We start from the raw sequence: 23410 nt of genomic DNA, 5'->3' as shown, positions 1-23410 counted from the left end.
TGCAAGCGATTGGCATTCGCCAACATCGCTTACTCCGTTTGCTGCAAATCAACGCAGCAACATGGACAAAGCGTCATTGGTCTTCTTGGCTGCGCTGGGCGACGAAAGCGTGAGATCGCCGGAGACCGAGAATGAACAAACCTCTATTGTTGACACTGCATCGATGGATCACGCTGGTCTTCGCGCTGCCCCTGCTCGCGATCATCGCCACCGGACTGATTCTGTCCTTCGAGCCGCTGGTGCAAGTCAGTGGCATCAGTGGTCCGGCGATCGACGCCGGGCGCATCGTCGAGCTGGTGAAACGGTATGATCCGGATAGCAAGGCGCGCGGGCTTTCGGTCAATGCCGCGAGCCAGCGCATGACGCTGCAAGGCGCCGGCACCTCGGCGATCGATCTCGCAACGGGCGAGCCCGCTGCCGCGGGCTCCAGCCTCCCCGATCTCTTCCTGTGGGCCCGCGTCACGCATGAACGGCTGCTCGGCCAGGCGTGGCTGGTGACAAGCTCGACCATCGCCATGGTGTCCCTGATGGTGCTCGGCCTCGTCATGGGACTGCCGCGCCTGCGCAATTCGCTGTCCGGATGGCACAAGGGCACCGCATGGTTTGCGTTGCCCCTGATCCTGCTGAGCCCGCTGACCGGCCTGTGCATGGCGTTCGGCCTGACGTTCCAGAGCGGCGCCGCTCCAGGCGGCGGCGGACGTCCCGTTGCCTTGCCCGACGCTGTTCGCATGGTCGCAGATTCGCACGAGCTGTCGCATGTGATCTCGATCGGCGCGCGCGGCGGTCGCATGATGGCGCGGATCTATGAGGACGGGGAGCTGCGCGCCTATGCCGTCAATTCATCGGGCGTCACACCGCTGCCGCGCAACTGGCCGCGCCTGATCCATGAGGGAAACTGGTCGGCCCTGATCGCTTCGCCTCTGAACGTCGTGACGTCGATCGCACTGCTAACGCTGCTGTCGACGGGCCTCCTGATCTGGGCGCGACGGAAGCTGCGCAAGCCGCGAGCGCGATCGAACAAGCAACCTGGCGCAACCGTTGCCAAGGCCGCCTGATCGGAGAACGCGTACGCGTTCAACTGCGCGCGCCGGCCCGGCTGAGCGTCCCGCATCCTATCGAGAGGGATGGTCACCGGCCTTTCCCTCGTCGCGCAGCACAATGCAGCATTCCCCTCGTGCAACGGTCGCCGGATCGCGCTAGTCTGCCGCACCCATGACCAGACGTACCGGCAGCGCCGATCTTCCTCTCCACACCGGACGGGTTCCGCCGTGGCTCGCGAGCCGCATGGCCTCGCTTGGCGCGATCGTCACGCAGGCGATCGTGCATCATTACGGCCGCGATGCATTTCTCCAGCGGCTGTCGCATCCGTTCTGGTTCCAGTCGTTCGGTGCCGTAATGGGGATGGACTGGCACTCCTCGGGGATCACCACCTCCGTGATCGGCGCGCTGAAGCGCGGGCTCGGCCCGCTGCAGGACGAACTCGGGATCTATGTTTGCGGTGGCCGGGGCCAGCATTCGCGCAAGACGCCGGACGAGCTGTTGCAGCTCGGCGAGCGCGTCGGCTTCGACGGCGTAAAGCTCACCCGCGCCAGCCGGCTGGTCGCGAAGGTGGACAGCGCGGCCGTGCAGGACGGCTTCGACCTCTATCTCCACGGCTTCTTCGTCACGGCCGACGCCAAGTGGACGGTGGTGCAGCAGGGCATGAACGGCGACAAGCGGCAGGCCCGCCGCTATCACTGGCATTCCGAGGCCTTGAAGAGTTTCGTCGACGCGCCGCACAGCGCGATCGACGGGCCGCAGCAAGGCGAAATCGTCAATCTCACCGACCACCGCGCCGATATCTCGCGCAGCGCGCAGCTCGAACTCCTCGGCGATCTCGGTCCCGATCGCATCGTCGCCGAATTCGAGCGGCTCACCGGAGCCGCACCCGAACCGGCGCAGGCGATGCTGCCGCACCTGATCATGCCCGCGCATCACGATGTCAGGCCCAAGGACGTGTTCGCGCGGCGGCTGCACGGCACGCTGGCTGCGGCCGCCGAGCGTGGCCCCGTCGACTTCCCGGAGCTGTTGCTGACGCCCGGCGTCGGCGCCCGCACGGTGCGTTCGCTGGCGATGGTGGCCGAGGTCGTGCACGGCGCCCCCTATCGCTTCAACGATCCCGCCCGTTTCTCGCTCGCTCATGGCGGCAAGGACCGGCACCCCTACCCCGTCCCGATCAAGGTCTATGACGAGACCATCCGCGTGCTGAAAGGCGCGATCCAGAACGCAAAACTCGGACGCGAGGAAGAGATGCAGGCGCTCAGGCGTCTCGACGACCAGGCGCGACGGCTGGAGCGGACCGCGCGTGGACCGTCGGTCGAGGCTTACATCGCCGGCGAGCGCGCGGCCTCTCCCGAGCTCGACGGCCGCTCCGTCTTCGGCTGGGAGCGCGATCTCGTCGCTTCGAAGAAATCGGCCGGCTCCTGAAGCTGCCGCTCGGGGCTCTCGCCTAGTCTTCAGCCTCCTCGTCGTCGAGCAGCCGGTTGGCCGAATGATCCTGGTACTGCTCCGTCTGGATGAACTTTCCGTCCATGCCGCGAATGTCGGAATGTTGCGCCTTGTCGCGGTTCGACAGGATCATGTTGTCGCCGACCTTGTCCTTTGCGATGTCCGTGAGTGCGCCAGTCCCCGCGCCCTTGCCGCGCGCGCCTGATCCGATATGCGTCTTGCCGCCGTTGGGCATGGACTGCTCCCTTGCTGCTGCGTGCATTGGTGCAACGCCTGCGCGACGGAGATTGTTTCGCACTCCACGCAAGATGATGCGCGCCATTGTTCCCGGCACGGCGTGCGCTGCGTCAGTCCGCGAGCAACGGCTCGGCGGCGGCACCACGGCTCGGCCTGCGGTTCCCGCCGGCAACGACAGGCAATCGCGCGATCGCACGCATACCCGGCCGCTTGCGCCAGTGGATTTGCGCGGGGTCCACGGCGAGCTCGAGTTTCGGCCATCGCGCAAGCAGCGCCTGCAACGCGCAAGTCGCCTCGATCCGCGCAAGCTGGTGGCCGAGACAGAAATGAATTCCCGTTCCGAACGACATGTGGCGGTTCGGCTTGCGCGTAAGGTCGAGCCGCTCCGGGCGATCGTGCACCGCCGGGTCCATATTGGCGGCGGCAAGCATGACCATGACACGGTCGCCCTTCTTCAGCCGTACGCCCGCAAGCTCGACATCCCGCCGCAGATAGCGCGGTTTGGAAAACTGCACGGGCGAGACGAAGCGCAGGAATTCCTCGACGGCGAGCGAGATGCGGCTCCAATCCTCCTCCAGCCAGTCGCGCAAGGCCGGATTCCTGAGCAGCTCGTAGACCGAACCGCTGATCAGATGCGTGGTGGTCTCCGAGCCTGCCGCGAGCAGCAGGAACACCATCGACACCATTTCGTCCGGCGTGATCTGGCCGCCCTCGAGCTCGACCTGGACCAGCTCGGCGATCAGGCCCTCGCCGCCCCGCACGCGCGCGATCTGCAACTGCCGTTCGAGGTAGGCGCGCATCTTGCGGAACGCGAACAGCAGGCGGAAGAAGCTGACGACATTCGTCAGCGACGACATCTTGTTGGCCCAGGCGATGAATCTCGGGCGATCGGCCGCGGGCAGGCCCAGCAGCTCGCAGATCACCGACACCGGCAGGATGCGGGCGTAACACTGGACGAGGTCGGCCGGGCTGCCATCGGCAAACAGGTCGTTCGCCAAACCGTCGGCGATGGCGCGAATGCGTGGCTCCATCGCCACGATCGCGCGGCGGCGAAATGCCTCGTCCACGATGCTGCGCAGCCGCGTGTGATCGGGCTCGTCCATGGTCAGCATGTTGTTGGCGATGGTGGTGACGAGCTTCGGCATCCACCAGCGCAGGCCGGCAACTTTGCCGTCCTCCTTGCGCAGCGTGAAGGTGGTGCCGTCCTTCAGGACCTCAGCGGTGGCGTCATGGGTCGTGGTGATCCAGACATCGCCGACGAGAGGAAATCGCGTCGCAACCACGGGGCCCGAGGCGCGCAGCGCCGCGATCGCCGCGGGCGGATCGCGAAAGAAGGCCTCGCTGGTGAAATCGAGGCGCGGTGCCATGGGATCACCGGATTGGTTGGTGGCGTCTCAACCAGATGGTGCGCGCGGACCCACGTGCAAGGGCCGGAACCGGTGCTGGCTGCGCCAGCGCGATGCTCGCGACCAGAGCCTATCCGCGGCCCGGCGAGCGCGGCCCGGTCTTGCGTTGCTGCTGGTTGGTGTAGGCGTCCCAATGGCTCCAGCTGCCGCTGCTGAGGCTTTGCAGGTCGGTGGTAAGCGGACGGCGCGTGCGCTTGTCGTAATCGGCGATCGCGCGTTCCGACTGCGCGATCTTGCGCTTCAGTTCTGCAACCGCCTTCTGGGTCTGGCCGTTCCGCTTCGACGAGGCGATCTCGCCCATCGTGAAGCGCGCCGTCTCGAGCGCCTTCAACTCGGCGCGGTTCTTCTTCAACTGAACCCGGTGCCAGGCGATGTTGCTGTCGCTGTCCGCAACCATGTGGAAACTCCGCTGATTCGTTCCCACAGTGTATCGCGCGCCGAATCGGCGCCGCAACGGGCGCCGCGCGGCGAAAATACGGTCTTATTGCGCAAGAATTCCGCGTCTAGCGCTCGGCGAAAGCCTTTTCGACCACGAACTGGGCCGGTTCGCCGTGATTGCCCTCGATGAAGCCGCGCTCGCCCAGGAGCACGCGGGTGTCCGCGACCAGCGCCGGGCTGCCGCAGATCATGACGCGGTCGTGCGCGGCCTCCAGCGCCGGCAGGCCGATATCGCTGAACAGCTTGCCCGAGGTGATGAGGTCGGTGATGCGGCCGCGGTTGCGGAAGGGATCGCGGGTCACCGTCGGGTAGTAGATAAGCTGGCTCTGGATGTACTCGCCGAGCAGCTCATCTTTCGGCAGATGCTCGGTGATCATCTCGCCATAGGCGAGTTCCTTGACGTGGCGGCAACCGTGCAGCAGCACCACCTTCTCGAAGCGCTCGTAGGTCTCGGGGTCCTTGATCACGCTCAGGAACGGAGCGAGGCCCGTGCCGGTGCCGATCAAATAGAGGTTGCGGCCCTCTTCCAGATTGTCGATCACCAGCGTGCCGGTGGCCTTGCGGCTGACGATGATCTCGTCGCCTTCCTTCAGGTGCTGGAGCCGCGAGGTCAGCGGGCCGTCCGGCACCTTGATCGAGAAGAACTCCAGCGTGTCCTCGTAATTGGCGCTGGCGACGCTGTAGGCCCGCAGCAGCGGCTTCTCGCCGACCTTGAGCCCGATCATGGTGAATTCACCGTTGCGGAAGCGGAAGGTCGGGCTGCGGGTGGTCTTGAAGGAGAACAGCGTGTCGGTCCAATGGTGGACGCTCAAAACGCTTTCCTGGTTGAAATTGCTCATCTCACCCTTCCGTGTCGCTACGTTGCGGTTCCGAGGCGGTCAGCTATGCGTCGTTTGTACACGATCATTCGTGTACTAATGAATAATCCGGCTTGATCCCGTGGTCAAGGCTGCCCAAGATCGGCAGCGTTGCAGTTAAGGAAAAGGACCCCTTCCATGGCGCATGACGCACCCCAGGCCGCCGGGCCCTCGAAGCTCGTGATCCGCAATATCGGCCTGATCCTGTCCGGCGCGCTGGAAAAGCCGATCCTGGACGGCGACACCATCGTCGCCGAGAACGGCAAGATCACCGCGATCGGCCGCCACAAGGATCTCGACACGGAAGGTGCGACCACCATCGTCGATGCCAACGGCACCACGGTGACCCCCGGCCTGATCGACAGCCATGTCCACCCCGTCGCCGGCGACTGGACGCCGCGCCAGAACCAGATCAACTGGATCGACAGCTCCCTCCATGGCGGCATCACCACCATGATCTCGGCAGGCGAAGTGCACATGCCGGGTCGCCCCCGCGACGTGGTGGGGCTGAAGGCGATGGCGATCTTCGCCCAGCGCGCGTTCTGGACGTTGCGTCCGGGCGGCGTGAAGGTTCATGCCGGTGCGCCGGTGATCGAATGCGAGATGGTCGAAGAAGACTTCAAGGAATTGGCCGCCGCCGGCGTCAAGCTGCTCGGCGAAGTCGGCCTCGGTGGCGTCAAGGACGGACCCACTGCGCGCAAGATGGTGGGTTGGGCGCGCAAATACGGCATCCAGAGCACGATCCACACCGGAGGCCCCTCGATCCCCGGCTCCGGCCTGATCGACAAGGACGTGGTGCTGGAGGCCGACACCGACGTGGTCGGCCACATCAATGGCGGCCACACCGCCCTTCCCGACGACCAGATCCGCTGCATCTGCGAGGGCTGCAAGCGCGGGCTCGAGATCGTTCATAACGGCAACGAGCGCTCGGCGCTCTATACGCTGCGCATCGCGCGCGAAATGGGCGACCTGCACCGCGTCATCCTCGGCACCGACGGGCCGGCCGGCTCCGGCGTGCAGCCGCTCGGCATCTTGCGCATGGTCTCGATGCTGTCCTCGATCGGCGAGCTGCCGGCCGAGATCGCCTTCTGCCTCGCCACCGGCAACACCGCGCGGATGCGGCAGCTCGATTGCGGCCTGATCGAGGTCGGCCGCGCCGCGGATTTCGTCATCATGGACAAGGCGCAGCACTCGCCGGGCAAGAACATCCTGGAGAGCGTCCAGCTCGGCGACCTCCCCGGCATCGGCATGACCATCATCGACGGCATCGTCCGCACCCAGCGCAGCCGCAACACACCGCCGGCCGGCCGGGTGCCGGAAGTGGTGGCGAAGTGACGGCACTTGCCGTCATTCCGGGGCGCGCGAGAGCGCGAACCAGGAATCTCGAGCAACAATCTCCGGATTCCGGGTTTACGCGCGGCGCGCGTGCCCCGGAATGACAGTCAATTTCACCGCAACTTGCTCAACAGCGCCATCAGCATCTCGCGCTCCTTGGCGTCGAGCGGCGCCAGCGTCTCGCGGGTGATGGCGAGCGCATTCGGCGCCAGTTTCTCGGCTAGCTGCTGACCGGCACGCGTCAGGCTCACCAGCAGGCGTCGCCCGTCCTCGGGATCCTGGCTGGTTTCAGTCAGGCCGCGCGCCGTCAGGCGGTCGATCACGCCCTTGATGGTCGCGACATCCATCGCAGTCAGCCGTCCCAGCTGGTTCTGCGAGCACGGCCCGGTCTCGGCGAGCTTTGACAGCGCCGCCCATTGCGTCGGCGTCAGATTGGTGCCGATATCGCGGGAGAAGATCGAGCTGTGGCGCTGCCAGACCTGGCGCAGGATGAAGCCGACCTGCTCGTCGAGCACGTAAGGCGGTTTTGCCGGTTTGACGCTCTTCTTCGCCGCAACGCTTCTCGCCATCCGCTCCCCGACCTTCCCTTTGCCGTCACAACGACAGATGCGCGTCGCGGATGTCCGGACGCGCGTCGAGCTCGGCCATGGTGCCGCCGAAGCAGATGCGGCCGCGCTCGATGATATAGGCGCGATCGGAGATCAACCGCGCGAAGTGCAGATTCTGCTCGGAGACGACGATGCTGACGCCCTCCTTCTTCATGGTCAGGATGGCATCGACCATCTGTTCCACGATCTTCGGCGACAGGCCTTCCGACGGCTCGTCGAGCAGCACCAGCGACGGGTTGCCCATCAGCGTGCGCGCGATGGTGAGCATCTGCTGTTCGCCGCCGCTCATGCGGCCGCCCGGGCGGTTCTTCATCTCGCCGAGGTTCGGAAACAGCGTGAACAACTTGTCGCGCGTCCAGTAGGGCGCGTTCGGGCGCTTCGGCTGCCGGCCGACTTCGAGATTCTCCTCCACCGTCAGATCGGTGAAGATTCGCCGCTCCTCCGGCACGTAGCCGAGCCCCTCGCGCACGATCTCGTGCGTCGGCCGCACCGACACGTCCTTGCCCTCGAACATGATGCGGCCCGAGCGCTGCGCCACGAGGCCGACGATCGAGCGGAACGTCGTCGACTTGCCGGCGCCGTTGCGGCCCAGCAGCGCCACCACCTCGCCCTCGCCGACCTCGAAACCGATGTCGAACAGGATATGCGCCGGGCCGTAATGGCTGTTGAGGTCCTGCACCGTGAGTTTCATGCCGAGGCTCCGTCGCGATGGCGGGCATCGTAGACGAGCCCCTCGCCGAGATAGACCGCCTGCACCTGCGGGTTGCCACGCACCTCGGCGGGCGAGCCCTCGGCGATCAGCGTGCCGCGGTTGAGCACGATGATGCGGTCGGCGTGCTCGAACACCACGTCCATGTCGTGCTCGGTGAAGAGCACGCCGATCGACTTCTCCCGCGCGATTTGAGCCGTCAGTCGCATCAGATCGACTCGCTCGCGCGGCGCCATGCCGGCGGTCGGCTCGTCCATCAGCAAGAGTTTCGGCTGGTTGGCGAGCGCGACCGCAAGCTCGAGCCGCTTGAGGTCGCCATAGGCGAGCTCGCCGCAGGGACGATCCGCATAGCCGCTCATGCCGACGAGCTCGAGCAAGCGGCCGGCTTCGCCACGATCGAACCTCGGCGCCGAGCCCCAGAGATTGAACAGCTGCTTCCCGTGCGAGATCAGCGCAACCTGCACGTTCTCGCGCACCGTCATGGTCGCGAACGTCGCGGTGATCTGGAAGGTACGCCCCACCCCGAGCCGCCAGATCTCGCGCGGCTTCTTGCCGGTGGTTTCTTCGCCAAGCAGGCGGACCTGGCCGGAATCCGGCTTGTTCTGGCCGTTGAGCATGTCGAAGCAGGTGCTCTTGCCGGCGCCGTTCGGGCCGATCAGCGCCAGGATCTCGCCGGCACGCAGCGAGAACGAGACGCCGCGCACGGCATGGATGCCGCCATAGGATTTGGTCAGGCCTTCGACCGCGAGAAGTGGGGGTGCGACGCTCATTCGGCGGACTCGATCGGCTTGGCAAGCAAGGGAGATCCCGGCGGCGATGTCTTCCTGCGACGCTGCGCCAGCATCTCCAGCATGCCGACGATGCCCTTGGGAAAGACGACGACGATCAGCACGATGAAGCCGCCGAGCACGAGCTTCGACAGGTCGGTCTGGCTGACCAGCCAGATGTTGAGCGCCTTGTAGACGATGGCGCCGATCACCGCGCCCGACACCGTCTCGACGCCGCCGAGCAGCACCATGACCAGCGCGTCGACCGAAAGCGAGATGCCGAGATTGTCCGGGAAGACGCTGCCCTTGAGATAGGCGAACAGCGCGCCGCCGATGCCGGCGGTCGTGCCCGCGATCACGAAGGCGGTCCACTGGATGCGCTTGGCGTTGATACCGATCGCTTCGCTGCGCAGGAGCGAGTCGCGCGTGGCCCGCAGCGCGTAGCCGAACGGCGAGAACACCATGGCCCGCAGCGCGACCGTGACGAGCGCCGCGACGCCGAGCGCCAGCCAATAGAAGTGCGACGGGCTCGCCGCCCATTTTTCCGGCCAGACGCCCAGAATGCCGTTGTCGCCGCCGGTGACGCTCACCCATTGGAACGCGATCGACCAGACGATCTGGGCAAAGGCGAGCGTCAGCATCGCAAAGTAGACGCCGGAGAGCTGCACGGCGAAGAAGCCGAACACCGCGGCGCCCATGCAGCCGAGCAGCGGCCCGAGCAACAGGCAGACGATCATCGGCAGTCCGGCCATCTTGGCGAGGAAGGCGATGCCGTAGGCGCCGAGGCCGAAATAGGCGGCGTGGCCGAAAGACGCGAGTCCCCCGACCGACATCAGGAAGTGCAGGCTGACGGCGAAGATCACGAAGATCGCGATCTCCGAGCCGACGGTCAGCGCGTAGTTGCCGGCGAACAGCGGCAGCGTTGCGGCAATGACGAGCGTTGCCAGCGCGGCCAGCCGCTCGTTCGACGACAGCGGGCGCCAGGGATTGACGGTGAGACCCGGCGTCTTGCGCGCGGCCGCCTCCGGCTTGCCGAACAGGCCCCAGGGGCGGACGATCAGCACCACCGCCATCACCAGGAAGACCAGGATGATGGAGATCTTCGGGAAGATCAGGATGCCGAAGGCGTTGAGCTCGGAGACCAGCACCGCCGCGACGAAGGCGCCGACGATGCTGCCGAGACCGCCGATCACGACCACGACGAAGACCTCGACGATGATGCGCAGATCCATCGCGTGATGCACGGCATCGCGCGGGATCTGGAGCGCGCCGCCGAGCGCTGCGAGGAAGACGCCGACCGCGAACACCGACGTGAACAACCATTTCTGATTGACGCCGAGAGCCGCGACCATGTCGCGGTCCTGCGTTGCCGCGCGCACCAGCACGCCCCAGCGCGTGCGCTGGAACAGCAGCCAGAGAATGCCGAGCACGACCGGGCCGAGCCCGATCAGGAACAGGTCATAGCTCGGGATGTTCTGGCCGAAGAAATCGATCGCGCCCTTGAAGCCCGGCGCGCGGCGGCCGACGAGATCGTCGGGCCCCCAGATCAGCACGACGAGGTCCTCGACCATCAGGGTCAGACCGAAGGTCGCGAGCAGCTGGAACAATTCGGGCGCATGATAGATGCGGCGGAGCAGCACCATCTCGACGATGACGCCGATCAGCGCCACGGCCAGCGCGGCCGCGACGATACTGCCCCAGAAACCGAACGCGCCCGAAAGCCGCTCGGTCAGCGTGAAGGCGATGTATGCGCCGATCATGTAGAAGGCGCCATGCGCGAAATTCACGATCCGCGTCACGCCAAAGATGATCGACAGGCCCGAGGCCACCAGGAACAGCGACGCTGCGCTGGCGAGACCGGTCAGAAACTGTACGACATAAAAGGCCATAGGCGGTCCGGGTTCAGGTGTTGCTTCACCTCTCCCCGCTTGCGGGGAGAGGTCGAATTGCGGAGCAATTCGGGTGAGGGGGAGTCTCCGCGAGCTCGATGGTTACCTCCCTCGCGGAGGCTCCCCCTCACCCCGACCCTCTCCCCGCAAGCGGGGCGAGGGAGAAGAAAGAGATCAGTCCTTCGGACGCAGCTTCTCGACTTCGGCATCGCTGGGCAGATAGTCCGCGCCCTTCTTGTAAGAAGAGTCCACCATCACGCCCTTGCCGTCCTTCAGCGCGGTCTTGCCAACGTAAGCGCCGAGGGTCGACTGGTGGTCGATCTTGCGGAAGGTGATCTCACCGAACGGCGACGGCATGGACAGGCCCTCCGCCGCGGCAATCAGCTTCTCCGGATCGGTCGAGCCGGCCTTTGCCAGGATCGCGGCCGCCGACTTGATGGTCTGGTAGCCGACGATCGAGCCGAGACGCGGATAGTCGTTGTACTTGGCCTGGTAGGCCTTCAGGAACGCATCATGCTCGGGCGTCTTGATCGAGTACCAGGGATAGCCAGTGACGATCCAGCCCTCCGGCGTCTCGTCCTTGAGCGGATCGAGATATTCGGGCTCGCCGGTCAGGAAGGACACGACCTCGCGCCCCTTGAACAGGCCGCGGGTGTTGCCTTCGCGCACGAGCTTCACGAGGTCGGCGCCGAAGGCGACGTTGAGGATCGCCTCGGGATTGGCCGCGGCAACCGCCTGCACCACCGGACCCGCATCGATCTTGCCCTGCGGCGGCCACTGCTCGTCCACCCACTGGATGTCGGGGCGCTTCTCCGACATCAGCTTCTTGAACACGGCAACTGCCGACTGGCCGTACTCATAGTTCGGCGCGATCGTCGCCCAGCGCTTTGCCGGCAGCTTGCTGGCTGCTTCCACCAGCATCGCGGCCTGCATGTAGTTCGAGGGCCGCAGGCGGAAGGTGTACTTGTTGCCCTTCGACCAGGTCACGGCGTCCGTTAGCGGCTCGGCCGCAAGGAAAAACACTTTCTTCTGGTTGGCGAAGTCGCTGACGGCCAGACCGATGTTCGACAGGAACGTCCCCGTCAGCATCGCGACGCCCTCGCTCGACACCAGCTCGTTGGCCGCAGTCTGCGCATCCGCCGGCTTGCCGCCGTCGTCCTTGGAGACGACGACCAGCTTCTTGCCGTTGATGCCGCCGGCCGCGTTGATCTCTTCCACGGCGAGCTGCCAGCCCTTGCGATAGGGCTCGGTGAAGGCCGGCAGCAGCGAGTAGCTGTTGATCTCGCCGATCTTGATGTCCTGTGCCATGGCCGAATGAGCCATGCCGCCGGCCAGAAGCGCGAAGGCCGCGCCCACAAAATAGTTTCTCGCTCGCATCCCAACCTCCAGTTTTGAACTCTCTACGTCTTCAGCGTGATCTTGTCGGGGAAGCAGTGCCCGCCTCCCCGGTTCAAACTCTATCTCAGACCGTCCTCGCCCTTGATCTCCGCAACCGTCAGCCCGCCGACACGCGGCAGCGGACGGCCGCTGTCGGTAACGGCGACCGCGACCATGATCTCGTTGGCGCGCGGCGCGTCGTTGATCTGCACTTCCATGCCGTCGAAGTGGCTGCGCACGAAGGCCGCATCCTTGTGACCCAGGGGGATATCGAGCGTCGTGCCGGGGCCGCTGCGCTTCTTCGACGAAGGGATCAGCGCTGCGCCCTTGCTCAGAACCTTCCGCACCGGCGCGCCCATCTTCGGATGAAGGATCGCGGCCGCATGCTCCAGCTCGCCATTCTCACCGACGGCCGCCGCCTTGCCGTAGCTCTGCACCTTCGCCCCGTCGATCCCGAGCGCCGCGACTGCGCGCTTCGACAGCAGTTCGCCGAGCTCCTCGCCGATCGCGATCAGCGGCGCGAGATCCTCGACATATTGTCCGGCAAAGGGATTTTCGATCACGGCGATGGCCGCGGCGCGCCGGGTCGGCGGCGAGACCTGGCGGCCCATCTCCATTTGCGTCTCTTCGACGACCGTGACGATCTTGCGGATGATCGCGCTCATGATTGTTTCCCTTGCGCTCTTCCCTGCTCAGGCATGAACCGCGTTCTCCAGCACAGACGGGCGCGATCGTTGCCGTTCAATATCTTTTGTTCCGATGACGAGCATATCACCACTGAGCTGCAACACGGCACCCTCGATCAATCCGCGATCGAACAATTGCCGTGCACATTCCGCGCCAGATTCCAGCGCGGCCGAAATCTCGGTCGGTGACAATTCGCCGACGTTGCGGGTGACAAGACGCGCGCCGAGATCGCTGTCGGGCTGAAGCTCGTTCGCGGGCTGCCGGACGATGGCGGGATGCCCGGGCAGATCGACAGCGTTGGCGATGATCGTGGCCGCCGCATCGGCCTGCGCGGCCATTGCCGCCAGCACCGTCACGGCGTCGGCAATGCCGAGCGAAAAGCTGCGGCCGTGGCGCCCGCTGGTCGCGATCCCCCGCACGGGATCATCAGCATCGACCTTCATTCTCCGCATCACGCCGTCGCGATCGGGCCGGTCCATCAGGCCGACCGAAAAATGTTCGCCTCGCGCAAGATGCAGCGCGATGTCGCCGCCATTGTTGACATAGGCCTGGTCGAGCGACGCCGCGTTCAGCATTGCGCCCAGAATCTCCTCGGCCACGCTGCCCGCCACCGCGGCCATCGGCGTGATGAAGCAATCGGGGGCATAGGGCGCAACGGCGGCATACATGCGGCGCGCAACGGCGCCCTTCAGTGGGCACGCTCCGGGTTCCGCTGCCTTGCGCAGCTCCGTCAGCTCCACGCAGAGCTCATCGAGCAGCCCGGTGAAGCGGCGCGCTGCGGCGTCATAGGCCGCACGCACCTCGCCCGGCCCCCCCCTCGCTTCGACGATCAGATCAATCGGCCCATCCTGCAAATGCAGCCGCCGACCATCAGACAGCAATGCGATTTGCGGGAGCCGTGTCATGCCCGGGGCCCTGGAATCGGGTTCTGCCAGGGCAACTGGCGGACATCCTCGCCGTTCTGTACTTCCGAGAGCGGCTTGACGTAATCCATGTGTCCACCGAGCGCGGCGTAGTCGGACAGCTTCATCGTGAACTCGATCGGCGCGACCAGCGCCGGCGTCGGCACATAGCCGAACGCGCCTGAAGGCATCTGCGTCACGTCGACCATGTAAGTGATGCCGCCGCCGGGCCAGACATAAACTGGTGCGCCGCCGCTGGTGACACGTGTCAGCGCGTCCTTCACCGAGCGCGTCAGCCGCACCGGATTGTCGGTGACGCCCGCACGCAGCGAGCCGCCCGCACCGGCCATGAACAGCACGGTGCACAGCGCCGGCTCGCAATTCTCCTGGATGCGCTCGACCGAGAACTTCAAATCGGCCGGCATCTCGGTCTCGACCGGCTTCAAGGCCTCGTCGAGCACGTAATAGGACGAATGCTCGCCCGTCGTGGAAACCATCAGCATGGAGAGGCCAGGCTTGGCCTCCTTCGCATCGAACGGTCCGAGGATCGCGAGCGGATCGGAAATGTTGGTGCCGCCCCACCCCGTGCCGGGATCGGCGACCTGGAAATAGCGGCCGGGCGTCGAGCGCCGGCCCTTCATCTTGATGCCGGTGTCGGCGATGTCGAGCAGCTTGCCGGCCTGGTGCTCTGAGAGCACGCCGGTGATGTGGTCGTCGACGACCACGACCTCGTCGACCTTGCCATGCCATTGCTTGGCGAACATGCCGATCGTCGCCGAGCCACAGCCGACGCGCATGCGCTCTTCTTTCGCGCCGTTGACGATCGGCGGTTGGCCGGCCTGCACCACCACCGTGGCGCCGCCGTCGATGGTGAGCTCGACCGCCTTGCAATTGGCGAGGTCCATCAGCGTATCGCAGGTGACGCGGCCCTCCTTCTTGGAGCCGCCGGTGAGATGATGCACCCCGCCGAGCGACAGCATCTGCGAGCCGTATTCGCTGGTGGTGACGTGGCCGACCGCCTCGCCCTGCGCGCGCACGGTCGCGGTCTCCGGGCCGAGATAGCGGTCGGTGTCGATCTTCACCTTGATGCCGCAATAGGAGAAGATTCCCTCGGTGACGACGGTCACCATGTCGACCCCGTCGACTTCCGCAGAGACGATGAACGGTGCCGGCTTGTAGTCCGGATAGGTCGTGCCCGCACCGATCGCGGTGACGAAGGTCGAGGGTTCGTGGACGATCTTGCCGTCCCAGTCTTCCGTGCGGCTGAACGGCACAAGCTTGCCGCCATGCGAAACGGTGCGCTCCAGGATCACGTGCGGATCGACGCGAACGAGCTTGCCGTCGTGATTGGCATAGCGATCGCAGGCGCCCGCCGCGCCCGGCTTGATGTAGCACATCACCGGACAGGCATCGCAGCGGATCTTGTCGGTGGCGGCGCTCGTCGTTTCAGTCACCATGTGCAAGCCAGCGGACACTGCGGTTATCATTCGTATACGAACGATGTTGCGCGCGGTCCCGATAGCTGTCAAGCGGCGGCGCGCGCGAAAAGATGCACTGCCGAATAAAACCTCATTTGCCTGCCGCCTTTGTCCACAAAGCGGGCAGTCGCGCTGCACTGCGGCATGGCCGCTTGCACGTTTGTGTACAAACGGTATCGTCGCAACGTACAATTTTTGCGACCCGATCGTCGCGGGGCTTGGGAACAGGATGACGCAGACACCGATCCGCCTCACCGTGAACGGCAGGATCCACGAGATCACTGCAGAGCGCGCAACGCCATTACTCTATGTGCTGCGCAACGACCTCGCGCTCAACGGTCCGAAATATGGCTGCGGCCTCGGCGAATGCGGCACCTGTACTGTCCTGATCGACGGCGCCGCCGCGCGCTCCTGCGTCATACCGGTCGGCGGCTGCGTGGGACGCGACATCGTGACGCTCGAAGGGCTCGGCACAAGCGACAAGCCTGATCCGGTGCAGCAGGCCTTCATCGACGAGCAGGCCGCGCAATGCGGCTACTGCCTCAACGGCATGATCATGACCACCAAGGCGTTGCTCGCGATCAACCCGCAGCCGACAGAACAGGAAGCGCTGGCGGCGCTGCGCTACAATCTCTGCCGCTGCGGCACGCATGTCGAAATCCTGCGCGCCGTGATGCGCGCATCGGGGCAGCTCACCGAGGCCGCGGACTGATGGCCTCCCCTGCCTCGAACGGAGCTGAGCGGCAATCAGGCTCGCTCGTCGTCGTCCGCACCGTGGACGAGATCACATCCGAGACCTTCGTCCGCATCACCGCAGACGGCTCGGTCACCGCTTACAATGGTCATGTCGATCTCGGCACCGGCATCCGCACCGCGCTCGGCCAGATCGTCGCCGAGGAGCTCGACGTGTCCTTTGCGCGCGTCGTCGTCGTGCTCGGCGATACCGCTGTCGTGCCGAACCAGGGCGCCACGATCGCCAGTGAAACCATCCAGATCACTGCCGTGCCCCTGCGCAAGGCCGCGGCGCAGGCGCGCCACTTCCTGATCGCGCGCGCAGCCGAGCGGCTGGAGTTGCCGGAGGCCGACCTCAAGATCGAAGACGGCCTCGTGCGCGGGCACGACAACCGCAGCGTCAGCTATGGCGAATTGATCGGCGGCGAGACGATCCGGCTCGAGCTTGCCGACGACGTCGCCGTCAAGCCCGTCGGCGACTACGCCATCGTCGGCCAGTCGATGCCGCGGGTCGACCTGCCGGCGAAGGCCACGGGCGAGCTGACCTTCGTGCACGACGTCCGCCTGCCTGGCATGCTGCACGGCCGCGTCGTGCGTCCGCCCTATGCCGGCGTCGATGCCGGGCCGTTCGTCGGCACCAGCCTGCTCGCGGTCGACGAATCCTCGGTGCGCGACGTTCCCGGCATCATAGCCGTCGTGCACATCGGCGATTTCGTCGGAATCGTCGCCGAGCGCGAGGAGAATGCGATTCGCGCCGCGGAGCAGCTCAAGGTGAGCTGGAAGCCGACGCCCACCCTCACCGACCTCGCCGATGTCGAGACCGCGTTGCGCGCCAATCCGTCGACGCCGCGGACGTTGATCGACAAGGGCGACGTCAATGCGGCGATATCAGGCGCCGCCAAGCCGATGCAGCGCACCTATGTGTGGCCGTACCAGATGCATGCCTCGATCGGCCCGTCCTGCGCGGTCGCCGACTTCCAGAGCGGCGACATCCGCGTCTGGTCGGGCACGCAGAATCCGCATCTGCTGCGCGGCGATCTGGCGCTGCTGATCGAGCGCCCCGAGAGCGAGATCGAAGTCATCCGGCTGGAGGCCGCCGGCTGCTACGGCCGCAACTGCGCCGACGACGTCACCGCGGATGCGCTGCTGCTGTCGCGCGCGGTCGGCCGTCCGGTGCGCGTGCAACTGACGCGCGAGCAGGAGCACGCCTGGGAGCCCAAGGGCACCGCGCAGCTCATCGACGTCAATGGCGGCCTGAACGCCGACGGCGGCGTCGCGGCTTACGACCTCGCCACGCGCTATCCCTCGAACGCCGCGCCGACGCTGGCGCTGCTGCTGACCGGTCGCGTCTCGCCCGATCCGGCCGTGCTCCAGATGGGCGACCGCACCGCGATCCCGCCCTACGACTACGACCACATGCGCGTCGTCGCCCATGACATGGCGCCGATCGTGCGCGCGTCCTGGCTTCGCGGCGTCTCGGCGCTGCCGAACACGTTTGCGCATGAATCCTACATCGACGAGGCCGCAACGGAAGCCGGCGTCGACCCGATCGAATACCGGCTGCGCTACCTGAAAGACCAGCGCGCCGTCGATCTCGTCAATGCGGTGGCCGAGCGCGCGGGCTGGACGCCGCGGCCGGTCCGCGAAGAGAAGGACGGCGAGGTCGTGCACGGGCGCGGCTTTGCCTATGCGCTCTATGTCCACAGCAAGTTTCCGGGCTATGGCGCGGCGTGGTCGGCCTGGGTCGCCGACGTCGCCGTGAACAAGACGACCGGCGACGTCAGCGTGACGCGCGTCGTCGCCGGGCAGGACTCCGGTCTGATGATCAATCCGGACGGCGTGCGCCACCAGATCCACGGCAACGTCATCCAGTCCACCAGCCGCGCGCTGATGGAGGAGGTCTCGTTCGAGCGCGGTGCGGTGGCGGCGCGCGAATGGGGCGCCTATCCGATCATCCCCTTCCCCGACGTGCCCAAGATCGACGTCTTGATGTTGCCGCGGCCGGACCAGCCGCCGCTCGGCGTCGGCGAGTCCGCCTCGGTCCCGAGCGCGGCGGCGATCGCCAATGCCATCTTCGATGCCACCGGCGTGCGCTTTCGCGAGCCCCCGTTCACGCCCGAGCGCATCCTCCGGGGCCTGCACGGTGACGCGCGGCCCGCGCCGCAGGCCCTGCCCGCTCCCGCAGCGCCACAGCCATCGCGCATCTGGCAGAATCCGTTCGCCAGGCGCGCCGGCATCTTTGCGACCATTGCCGCCGTCTGCACCGCCGCGATCGGCGTTGGCGCTGCCCTCTTGCCCGGCCGCGCCATCGCGCCGATCGCGCGGCCCGATGCATCGGTCTATTCCGCGGCAACCATCGCCCGCGGCGCGCAGCTTGCCGCGCTCGGCAATTGCGCGGAGTGCCACACCACGATCGGCGGTGCGCCCAACGCCGGCGGCCGCGCGCTTGCGACGCCGTTCGGCACGATCTACGCGACCAACATCACGCCCGACGTCGAGACCGGCATCGGCGCCTGGTCCTATCCCGCCTTCGAGCGCGCGATGCGCGACGGGCAGCATCGCGACGGACGGCAGCTCTATCCCGCCTTCCCCTACACGCATTTTTCGAAGACCAGCGAGGCCGACCTCCAGGCGCTCTACGCCTACCTGATGGCGCAGCCCGCGGCGCGCGCGACGGCGCCCGCGAACACGCTCGCCTTCCCGTTGAACATTCGCCCGCTGCTCGCGGGCTGGAATGCGCTGTTTCATCAGACGAAGGACTTCAAGCCCGATCCCGCGCAGTCCGCGCAGTGGAATCGCGGCGCCTATCTGGTCGAAAGTCTCGGCCATTGCAGCGCCTGCCATTCGCCGCGCAACGCGCTCGGCGCCGAGCAGCGCGATGCCTATCTCGCCGGCGGCTTTGCCGAGGGTTGGGAGGCGCCGCCGCTGACGTCGCTGTCGCAGGCACCGATCCCCTGGAGCGAGGACGAGCTCTACGCCTATTTGCGCACCGGCCAGTCGCGCTATCACGGCGTCGCCGCCGGCCCGATGGCGCCTGTTGTCAGGGATCTCACAGCCCTGCCCGACCAGGACATTCGCGCGATGGCCGTCTATCTCAACTCGTTCAACAACGCCGCCACCGAGGCGCCGGAGGCACTTGCCGCCAGGCTCGAGAGCGCAACGCAAGTCACCACCGCCGCCTCCACCGGCGCGCGGCTCTATCAGGGCGCCTGCGCCGTCTGCCACGAGGTCGGCGGCCTGCCGCTGTTCGGCAGCCGGCCCTCGCTCGCGCTCAACAGCAATCTGCACAGCGCATCACCGGACAATCTCGTGCAGGTGATCCTGCACGGCATCGCCGAGCCAGCATCGAGCGATCTCGGCTACATGCCTGCGTTCAGGAACAGCATGAGCGACGCGCAGATCGAGGAGCTCGTCACGTTCCTGCGCAGGCAGTTCGCCCCCGACAAGCCGGCCTGGACAGGCGTGCGCGAAACGATCGCACGCGTGCGATCGGCTGCCCACTGAATATTATGCGTGCTTCTTCACTTCCACCGGCGGCGTGCCGTGGGTGTGGAAGGACTCGATGGTCTTCAGGCCCCACGCCTGCCCTTTCTTGCGCTCCTCCTCGGTCCACACGATCGGCTTCCAGTCGGGGGCGAGGATGAGGCGCGCACCGGCGTTGGCGACTTCGACGCGGTTGCCGCCGGGCTCGTAGACATAGAGGAAGAAGGTCTGCTGGATCGCGTGCTTGTGCGGACCGGTCTCGATGTGGATGCCGTTCTCCAGGAAGATATCCGCCGCGCGAAGAATCTCCTCGCGGCTGTCGAGCGCGTAGGTGACGTGGTGGAAGCGGCCTGGCGTGCCGGAATGGTCGAGAGAATAGGCGAAGTCGTAGCTCTTGTTCGACATCGTCAGCCACATCGCCGCTTCCCGACCGTCGTTGAGCACGATCTGCTCGGTGAGCCGGCAGCCGAGATAGTTCTCGAAGAACTCGCGGTTGGCCTTGATGTCGACGGCGAGGCAGTTGAGGTGGTCGAGGCGGCGGACATTGACGCCGCGGGCGGGAAAACGCTGCGCCTGGTTCTTGAGCGCCGGCTTCAGCTCCGGCGGCGCCTGATACCATTCGGTCTCGTAATAGAGCTCGACGATGTGGCCGTCGGGGTCGCGGCAGCGGAAGGTCGGCCCCTGCCCCATGTCGCCGTCGATCCAGCCGATGTCGAACCCGGAGCCCTTGAGCGCGGCGACGCGGCGCTCCAGCGCCTGCTGGCTGCGCGCGCGCAGCGCCATGTGCTCCATGCCTGAGGTCTTCGACGCCGTGAGCTTGAGCGAATAGCGCTCGTAATCGTCCCAGCCCCGCAGGTAGACCGACTCGCCCTTCCGACCGCTGATTGTCATGCCCATCACGTCGACGAAGAATTTCAGGCTCTCGTCGGGCTTGGGCGTCAGCAGCTCCATATGGCCGAGATGGGCAAGATCGAGGATCGGTTCGGGCTGCATGCTTTCCTCCTGGCGTGGCTGCGATCCGCAGGAACCGGATCGCGCATTCGGGCACAGCGCCGCAATTGGCTCACGCGCCCGGGGGGCGGCACCGAGGCCGCGGGTTCATTTGTACTAATGTACAAATGATTAGGTCCCGTCAACAAACCAACCCTTGCATCTCGGACCGAATGGCGCCCCGCGCTTGAGCAGAACCATCCCCGAACGGCGGACGGACTGCCCGAATGGTAAAATCTTCCCTAATTCGATCGAAAGCCTGCTCGCCCCAAAAAGCAGCACTTTCCGGCCGTTTCCGCCCACAGATATGCATCAGGAACGAATCTATCGGCCGAATTGTCGCGGATTTAACGAAGCGGCCGCGGCTGCCGTTTAACCGTTTGTGCAGCCGCGGCCGCGCATAGTCCGGTGCAACCCCCGTGCTCTTGCCAGGTTCATTCATCGTGACATCCTTTGGACGCGTGATTTCGGTACGTGGATCGCTCGCCCGGGTCGGGCTTCTGGCAGCAAACCAGATGCCGATCTCGGAGGTTCGGGCGACCGTCGGCCGTTTCGTCAGCATTCGCTGCGCCAGCTCGGTCATCGTCGCGATGATCACCGAGGTCTCCTGCGAGAATCTGTCGAGCGCCGACAATTACATCGCCATCGCCTCGGTCGACCTGCTCGGCGAGATCCTCAACGCCGCCGACAAGGCCAAATTCCAGCGCGGCGTCACCAATTATCCGACCATCGGCGACGCGGTCGACCTGATCACGAGCCAGGAGCTGCGCACGATCTACGCGCCGACCGGATCGGACCAGATCAACGTCGGCTTCCTCCAGCAGGACCGCTCGGTGATCGCCTATGTCGACGTCGAGGAAATGCTGTCCAAGCATTTTGCCGTGCTGGGATCGACCGGCGTCGGCAAATCGACCGGCGTCTCGCTGCTGCTCAACGAGATCCTGAAGGCGCGCCCGAACCTGCGCATCTTCCTGCTCGACGTGCACAACGAATATGGCCGCTGCTTCGGCGACCGCGCGCTGGTGCTGAACCCGCGGAACCTGAAGCTGCCGTTCTGGCTGTTCAACTTCGAGGAAATCGTCGACGTGCTGTTCGGCGGCCGCGCGGGCGTTCCGGAGGAGCTCGACATCCTCGCCGAGGTGATCCCGCTCGCCAAGGGCGTCTACACCCAATACCAGAACGCCGACCGCATCGGCCTCAAGCGCATCGACCCCAAGCAGATCGGCTACACGGTCGACACACCGGTGCCTTATCGTCTCGTCGATCTGATGTCGCTGATCGACGAGCGCATGGGCAAGCTCGAAAACCGCTCCTCGCGCATCATCTATCACAAGCTGATCTCGCGTATCGAGGCGGTGCGCAACGATCCGCGCTACGCCTTCATGTTCGACAACGCCAATGTCGGCGGCGACACCATGGCCGAGGTGATCAGCCACCTGTTCCGCCTGCCCGCCAACGGCAAGCCGATGACGGTGATGCAACTCGCCGGCTTCCCGGCCGAAGTGATCGATTCCGTCGTCTCGGTGCTCTGCCGCATGGCCTTCGACTTCGGCCTGTGGAGCGACGGCGTCTCGCCGCTCTTGTTCGTCTGCGAGGAAGCGCATCGCTACGCCTCCGCCGACCGCAACGTGGGCTTCGGGCCGACCCGCAAGGCGGTGTCGCGCATCGCCAAGGAAGGCCGCAAATACGGCGTCTATCTCGGGCTGATCACCCAGCGTCCGGCCGAGCTCGACGCCACCATCATCTCCCAGTGCAACACGCTGTTCACGATGCGTCTAGCCAACGAGCGCGACCAGGCGCTGCTGCGCGCCGCGGTGTCGGATGCGGCCGCGAACCTACTCTCCTTCGTACCCTCGCTCGGCACCCGCGAGGTGCTGGCGTTCGGCGAAGGCGTCGCACTGCCGACGCGCTTGCGCTTCAAGGAGGTGCCGCCGCACCAATTGCCGCGCGGCGAAGCCACCATCAGCAGCGTGCCCTCGGTGACCTCCGGTCACGACATGCATTTCGTCAGCGCCGTGCTCGAGCGCTGGCGCGGCGCCACCTCGCAGCGCGACGTGCCGAACGACCCGGTGTTCCAGGCGCCACCCGCGAAGACGCTCGGCACCGCCGAAGCCCCGATGCTGCAGCCCTCGATGGGCCTCGATCCCGACCGCTTCTCGCTGTTGAAGAAGCCGCTGCGGTAAGGCCACGCGCCACCCACTTCGTCATTGCGAGCGCAGCGAAGCAATCCAGAATCCCTCCGCGGAAACACTCTGGATGGCTTCGCTGCGCTCGCAATGACGGTTCAAGGTGAACGAGCGCCATTCCCCAATGCGCATCCAAACCGCAGATGCGCCGTCGCGCCGCGCCAACCGGTGCCCCGTGGCACGTTGAGCCCCGCGCCCGCATCGACTATGGTTGCCGGCCCCCATCCGGAAAAAACAACCAATGACAAAAACAGCCGCACAACGCTTCCCAGCTCCCGCCCTCGACACGCTGCCTGACGACATCCGCACGCGCCTCCTCGCCGTGCAGGAGAAGAGCGGCTTCGTGCCGAACGTCTTCCTCACGCTGGCCTATCGTCCGGACGAGTTCCGCGCGTTCTTCGCCTATCACGACGCGCTGATGGAGAAGGACGGCGGCCTCACCAAGGCCGAACGGGAGATGATCGTGGTGGCGACCTCGGCGGCCAACCAGTGCCAGTATTGCGTGATCGCCCATGGCGCTATCCTGCGCATCCGCGCCAAGAACCCGCTGATCGCCGACCAGGTCGCGGTGAACTATCGCAAGGCCGACATCACGCCGCGGCAGAAGGCGATGCTCGACTTCGCGATGAAGGTCTCGGCCGACGCGCAGCGGATCTCGGAGGAGGATTTCGCCGCGCTTGCGCCGCACGGCTTCAGCGACGACGACATCTGGGACATCGCCGCGATCTCGGCCTTCTTCGCGCTGTCGAACCGGCTGGCGAACTTCACCGGCATGCGGCCGAACGACGAGTTCTACTTGATGGGCCGGCTGCCGAAGAAATGAATGACGCGGTGGCTGACGA

The 23410-nt window shown here is 65.9% G+C and carries 21 protein-coding genes; 7 read left to right on the top strand and 14 right to left on the bottom strand.

The annotated features are described in order from the left end of the window. The first annotated feature begins 131 nt into the window (after positions 1 to 131). Both BJA_RS19000 and BJA_RS18995 read left to right on the top strand, forming a co-directional pair. Positions 132 to 1055 (top strand): PepSY-associated TM helix domain-containing protein, encoded by a 924-nt coding sequence (locus tag BJA_RS19000; protein ID WP_011086616.1) that lies wholly within the window; start codon positions 132 to 134, stop codon positions 1053 to 1055. 157 nt (positions 1056 to 1212) lie between these two features. Beyond that, the gene (locus BJA_RS18995) at positions 1213 to 2466 is read left to right on the top strand and encodes a DUF763 domain-containing protein (protein ID WP_011086615.1); all 1254 of its coding nucleotides are present in this window, start codon (positions 1213 to 1215) and stop codon (positions 2464 to 2466) included. A 22-nt stretch (positions 2467 to 2488) separates the two neighbouring features. Here BJA_RS18995 and BJA_RS18990 read toward each other — a convergent pair whose 3' ends face one another. From BJA_RS18990 to BJA_RS18975, 4 genes are all read right to left on the bottom strand, one after another. Continuing rightward, entirely contained in the window at positions 2489 to 2722 is a 234-nt protein-coding gene (locus BJA_RS18990; protein ID WP_028170893.1) for a hypothetical protein, read from the bottom strand. Between the two features lie 112 nt (positions 2723 to 2834). Next, positions 2835 to 4091: a cytochrome P450 family protein gene (locus BJA_RS18985; RefSeq protein ID WP_011086613.1), complete on the bottom strand. Its 1257-nt coding sequence runs from the start codon at positions 4089 to 4091 to the stop codon at positions 2835 to 2837. A 109-nt stretch (positions 4092 to 4200) separates the two neighbouring features. Continuing rightward, the gene (locus BJA_RS18980) at positions 4201 to 4527 is read right to left on the bottom strand and encodes a hypothetical protein (RefSeq protein WP_028170891.1); all 327 of its coding nucleotides are present in this window, start codon (positions 4525 to 4527) and stop codon (positions 4201 to 4203) included. 106 nt (positions 4528 to 4633) lie between these two features. After that, positions 4634 to 5407 carry a ferredoxin--NADP reductase gene (locus BJA_RS18975; protein WP_011086612.1) on the bottom strand — a complete coding sequence of 258 codons (774 nt, stop codon included), beginning with the start codon at positions 5405 to 5407 and terminating at the stop codon, positions 4634 to 4636. Positions 5408 to 5563: 156 nt separating this feature from the next. Between BJA_RS18975 and BJA_RS18970 the strand changes: the two genes are divergently transcribed. Continuing rightward, positions 5564 to 6760, top strand: a complete 1197-nt coding sequence (locus tag BJA_RS18970) for an amidohydrolase family protein (RefSeq protein WP_011086611.1) — start codon at positions 5564 to 5566, stop codon at positions 6758 to 6760. Between the two features lie 113 nt (positions 6761 to 6873). On the opposite strand, the gene BJA_RS18965 is transcribed toward BJA_RS18970, so the two are convergent. From BJA_RS18965 to BJA_RS18930, 8 genes are all read right to left on the bottom strand, one after another. Continuing rightward, positions 6874 to 7329 (bottom strand): MarR family winged helix-turn-helix transcriptional regulator, encoded by a 456-nt coding sequence (locus BJA_RS18965; RefSeq protein ID WP_011086610.1) that lies wholly within the window; start codon positions 7327 to 7329, stop codon positions 6874 to 6876. A 25-nt stretch (positions 7330 to 7354) separates the two neighbouring features. Continuing rightward, positions 7355 to 8059 (bottom strand): ABC transporter ATP-binding protein, encoded by a 705-nt coding sequence (locus BJA_RS18960; RefSeq protein ID WP_011086609.1) that lies wholly within the window; start codon positions 8057 to 8059, stop codon positions 7355 to 7357. Continuing rightward, positions 8056 to 8847 (bottom strand): ABC transporter ATP-binding protein, encoded by a 792-nt coding sequence (locus tag BJA_RS18955; RefSeq protein ID WP_011086608.1) that lies wholly within the window; start codon positions 8845 to 8847, stop codon positions 8056 to 8058. Before BJA_RS18955 ends, BJA_RS18960 begins: the two co-directional genes overlap by 4 nt. After that, the gene (locus BJA_RS18950; protein WP_011086607.1) at positions 8844 to 10733 is read right to left on the bottom strand and encodes an ABC transporter permease; all 1890 of its coding nucleotides are present in this window, start codon (positions 10731 to 10733) and stop codon (positions 8844 to 8846) included. The genes BJA_RS18955 and BJA_RS18950 overlap by 4 nt, the downstream gene beginning before the upstream one ends. Before the next feature lie 174 nt (positions 10734 to 10907). After that, positions 10908 to 12110 (bottom strand): ABC transporter substrate-binding protein, encoded by a 1203-nt coding sequence (locus BJA_RS18945; protein WP_011086606.1) that lies wholly within the window; start codon positions 12108 to 12110, stop codon positions 10908 to 10910. An 80-nt stretch (positions 12111 to 12190) separates the two neighbouring features. Then, on the bottom strand, positions 12191 to 12775 hold the full coding sequence (locus BJA_RS18940) for an amino acid synthesis family protein (protein WP_011086605.1): 585 nt from the start codon (positions 12773 to 12775) through the stop codon (positions 12191 to 12193). A gap of 27 nt (positions 12776 to 12802) precedes the next feature. Further along, positions 12803 to 13702, bottom strand: coding sequence for a UPF0280 family protein (locus BJA_RS18935; protein ID WP_011086604.1), 900 nt, complete (start codon positions 13700 to 13702; stop codon positions 12803 to 12805). Then, the gene (locus tag BJA_RS18930; protein WP_038966263.1) at positions 13699 to 15156 is read right to left on the bottom strand and encodes a hypothetical protein; all 1458 of its coding nucleotides are present in this window, start codon (positions 15154 to 15156) and stop codon (positions 13699 to 13701) included. Before BJA_RS18930 ends, BJA_RS18935 begins: the two co-directional genes overlap by 4 nt. Before the next feature lie 250 nt (positions 15157 to 15406). On the opposite strand from BJA_RS18930, the gene BJA_RS18925 reads away from it, so the two are divergent. Continuing rightward, a complete protein-coding gene (locus BJA_RS18925; RefSeq protein WP_011086602.1) occupies positions 15407 to 15889 on the top strand; it encodes a (2Fe-2S)-binding protein in 483 nt (160 codons plus the stop codon). Further along, positions 15889 to 19413: a molybdopterin cofactor-binding domain-containing protein gene (locus tag BJA_RS18920; protein ID WP_011086601.1), complete on the top strand. Its 3525-nt coding sequence runs from the start codon at positions 15889 to 15891 to the stop codon at positions 19411 to 19413. The genes BJA_RS18925 and BJA_RS18920 overlap by 1 nt, the downstream gene beginning before the upstream one ends. A 3-nt stretch (positions 19414 to 19416) precedes the next feature. Here BJA_RS18920 and BJA_RS18915 read toward each other — a convergent pair whose 3' ends face one another. Both BJA_RS18915 and BJA_RS43105 read right to left on the bottom strand, forming a co-directional pair. Next, a complete protein-coding gene (locus tag BJA_RS18915; protein WP_011086600.1) occupies positions 19417 to 20385 on the bottom strand; it encodes a catechol 2,3-dioxygenase in 969 nt (322 codons plus the stop codon). Between the two features lie 139 nt (positions 20386 to 20524). Further along, a complete protein-coding gene (locus BJA_RS43105) occupies positions 20525 to 20980 on the bottom strand; it encodes a hypothetical protein (RefSeq protein ID WP_236842235.1) in 456 nt (151 codons plus the stop codon). Here BJA_RS43105 and BJA_RS18910 point away from each other — a divergent pair. Together BJA_RS18910 and BJA_RS18905 are read left to right on the top strand one after the other, a co-directional pair. Continuing rightward, complete coding sequence (locus tag BJA_RS18910) at positions 20973 to 22565, top strand: ATP-binding protein (RefSeq protein WP_236842234.1); 1593 nt, start codon at positions 20973 to 20975, stop codon at positions 22563 to 22565. The genes BJA_RS43105 and BJA_RS18910 overlap by 8 nt on opposite strands. 244 nt (positions 22566 to 22809) lie before the next feature. After that, positions 22810 to 23391, top strand: coding sequence for a peroxidase-related enzyme (locus BJA_RS18905; protein ID WP_011086598.1), 582 nt, complete (start codon positions 22810 to 22812; stop codon positions 23389 to 23391). Positions 23392 to 23410: the final 19 nt, after the last annotated feature.

The sequence above is a fragment of the Bradyrhizobium diazoefficiens USDA 110 genome, assembly GCF_000011365.1.
GTDB lineage: Bacteria > Pseudomonadota > Alphaproteobacteria > Rhizobiales > Xanthobacteraceae > Bradyrhizobium > Bradyrhizobium diazoefficiens.
The sequence above is the reverse complement of the archived record's forward strand: the minus strand, read 5'-3'. Positions and strand labels throughout refer to the sequence as shown.

Coding starts and splice junctions, on each gene's coding strand:
- BJA_RS19000 (WP_011086616.1), top strand. CDS start 132: ATGAACAAACCTCTATTGTTGACACTGCATCGATGGATCACGCTGGTC.
- BJA_RS18995 (WP_011086615.1), top strand. CDS start 1,213: ATGACCAGACGTACCGGCAGCGCCGATCTTCCTCTCCACACCGGACGG.
- BJA_RS18990 (WP_028170893.1), bottom strand. CDS start 2,722: ATGCCCAACGGCGGCAAGACGCATATCGGATCAGGCGCGCGCGGCAAG.
- BJA_RS18985 (WP_011086613.1), bottom strand. CDS start 4,091: ATGGCACCGCGCCTCGATTTCACCAGCGAGGCCTTCTTTCGCGATCCG.
- BJA_RS18980 (WP_028170891.1), bottom strand. CDS start 4,527: ATGGTTGCGGACAGCGACAGCAACATCGCCTGGCACCGGGTTCAGTTG.
- BJA_RS18975 (WP_011086612.1), bottom strand. CDS start 5,407: ATGAGCAATTTCAACCAGGAAAGCGTTTTGAGCGTCCACCATTGGACC.
- BJA_RS18970 (WP_011086611.1), top strand. CDS start 5,564: ATGGCGCATGACGCACCCCAGGCCGCCGGGCCCTCGAAGCTCGTGATC.
- BJA_RS18965 (WP_011086610.1), bottom strand. CDS start 7,329: ATGGCGAGAAGCGTTGCGGCGAAGAAGAGCGTCAAACCGGCAAAACCG.
- BJA_RS18960 (WP_011086609.1), bottom strand. CDS start 8,059: ATGAAACTCACGGTGCAGGACCTCAACAGCCATTACGGCCCGGCGCAT.
- BJA_RS18955 (WP_011086608.1), bottom strand. CDS start 8,847: ATGAGCGTCGCACCCCCACTTCTCGCGGTCGAAGGCCTGACCAAATCC.
- BJA_RS18950 (WP_011086607.1), bottom strand. CDS start 10,733: ATGGCCTTTTATGTCGTACAGTTTCTGACCGGTCTCGCCAGCGCAGCG.
- BJA_RS18945 (WP_011086606.1), bottom strand. CDS start 12,110: ATGCGAGCGAGAAACTATTTTGTGGGCGCGGCCTTCGCGCTTCTGGCC.
- BJA_RS18940 (WP_011086605.1), bottom strand. CDS start 12,775: ATGAGCGCGATCATCCGCAAGATCGTCACGGTCGTCGAAGAGACGCAA.
- BJA_RS18935 (WP_011086604.1), bottom strand. CDS start 13,702: ATGACACGGCTCCCGCAAATCGCATTGCTGTCTGATGGTCGGCGGCTG.
- BJA_RS18930 (WP_038966263.1), bottom strand. CDS start 15,156: ATGGTGACTGAAACGACGAGCGCCGCCACCGACAAGATCCGCTGCGAT.
- BJA_RS18925 (WP_011086602.1), top strand. CDS start 15,407: ATGACGCAGACACCGATCCGCCTCACCGTGAACGGCAGGATCCACGAG.
- BJA_RS18920 (WP_011086601.1), top strand. CDS start 15,889: ATGGCCTCCCCTGCCTCGAACGGAGCTGAGCGGCAATCAGGCTCGCTC.
- BJA_RS18915 (WP_011086600.1), bottom strand. CDS start 20,385: ATGCAGCCCGAACCGATCCTCGATCTTGCCCATCTCGGCCATATGGAG.
- BJA_RS18910 (WP_236842234.1), top strand. CDS start 20,973: ATGATCACCGAGGTCTCCTGCGAGAATCTGTCGAGCGCCGACAATTAC.
- BJA_RS18905 (WP_011086598.1), top strand. CDS start 22,810: ATGACAAAAACAGCCGCACAACGCTTCCCAGCTCCCGCCCTCGACACG.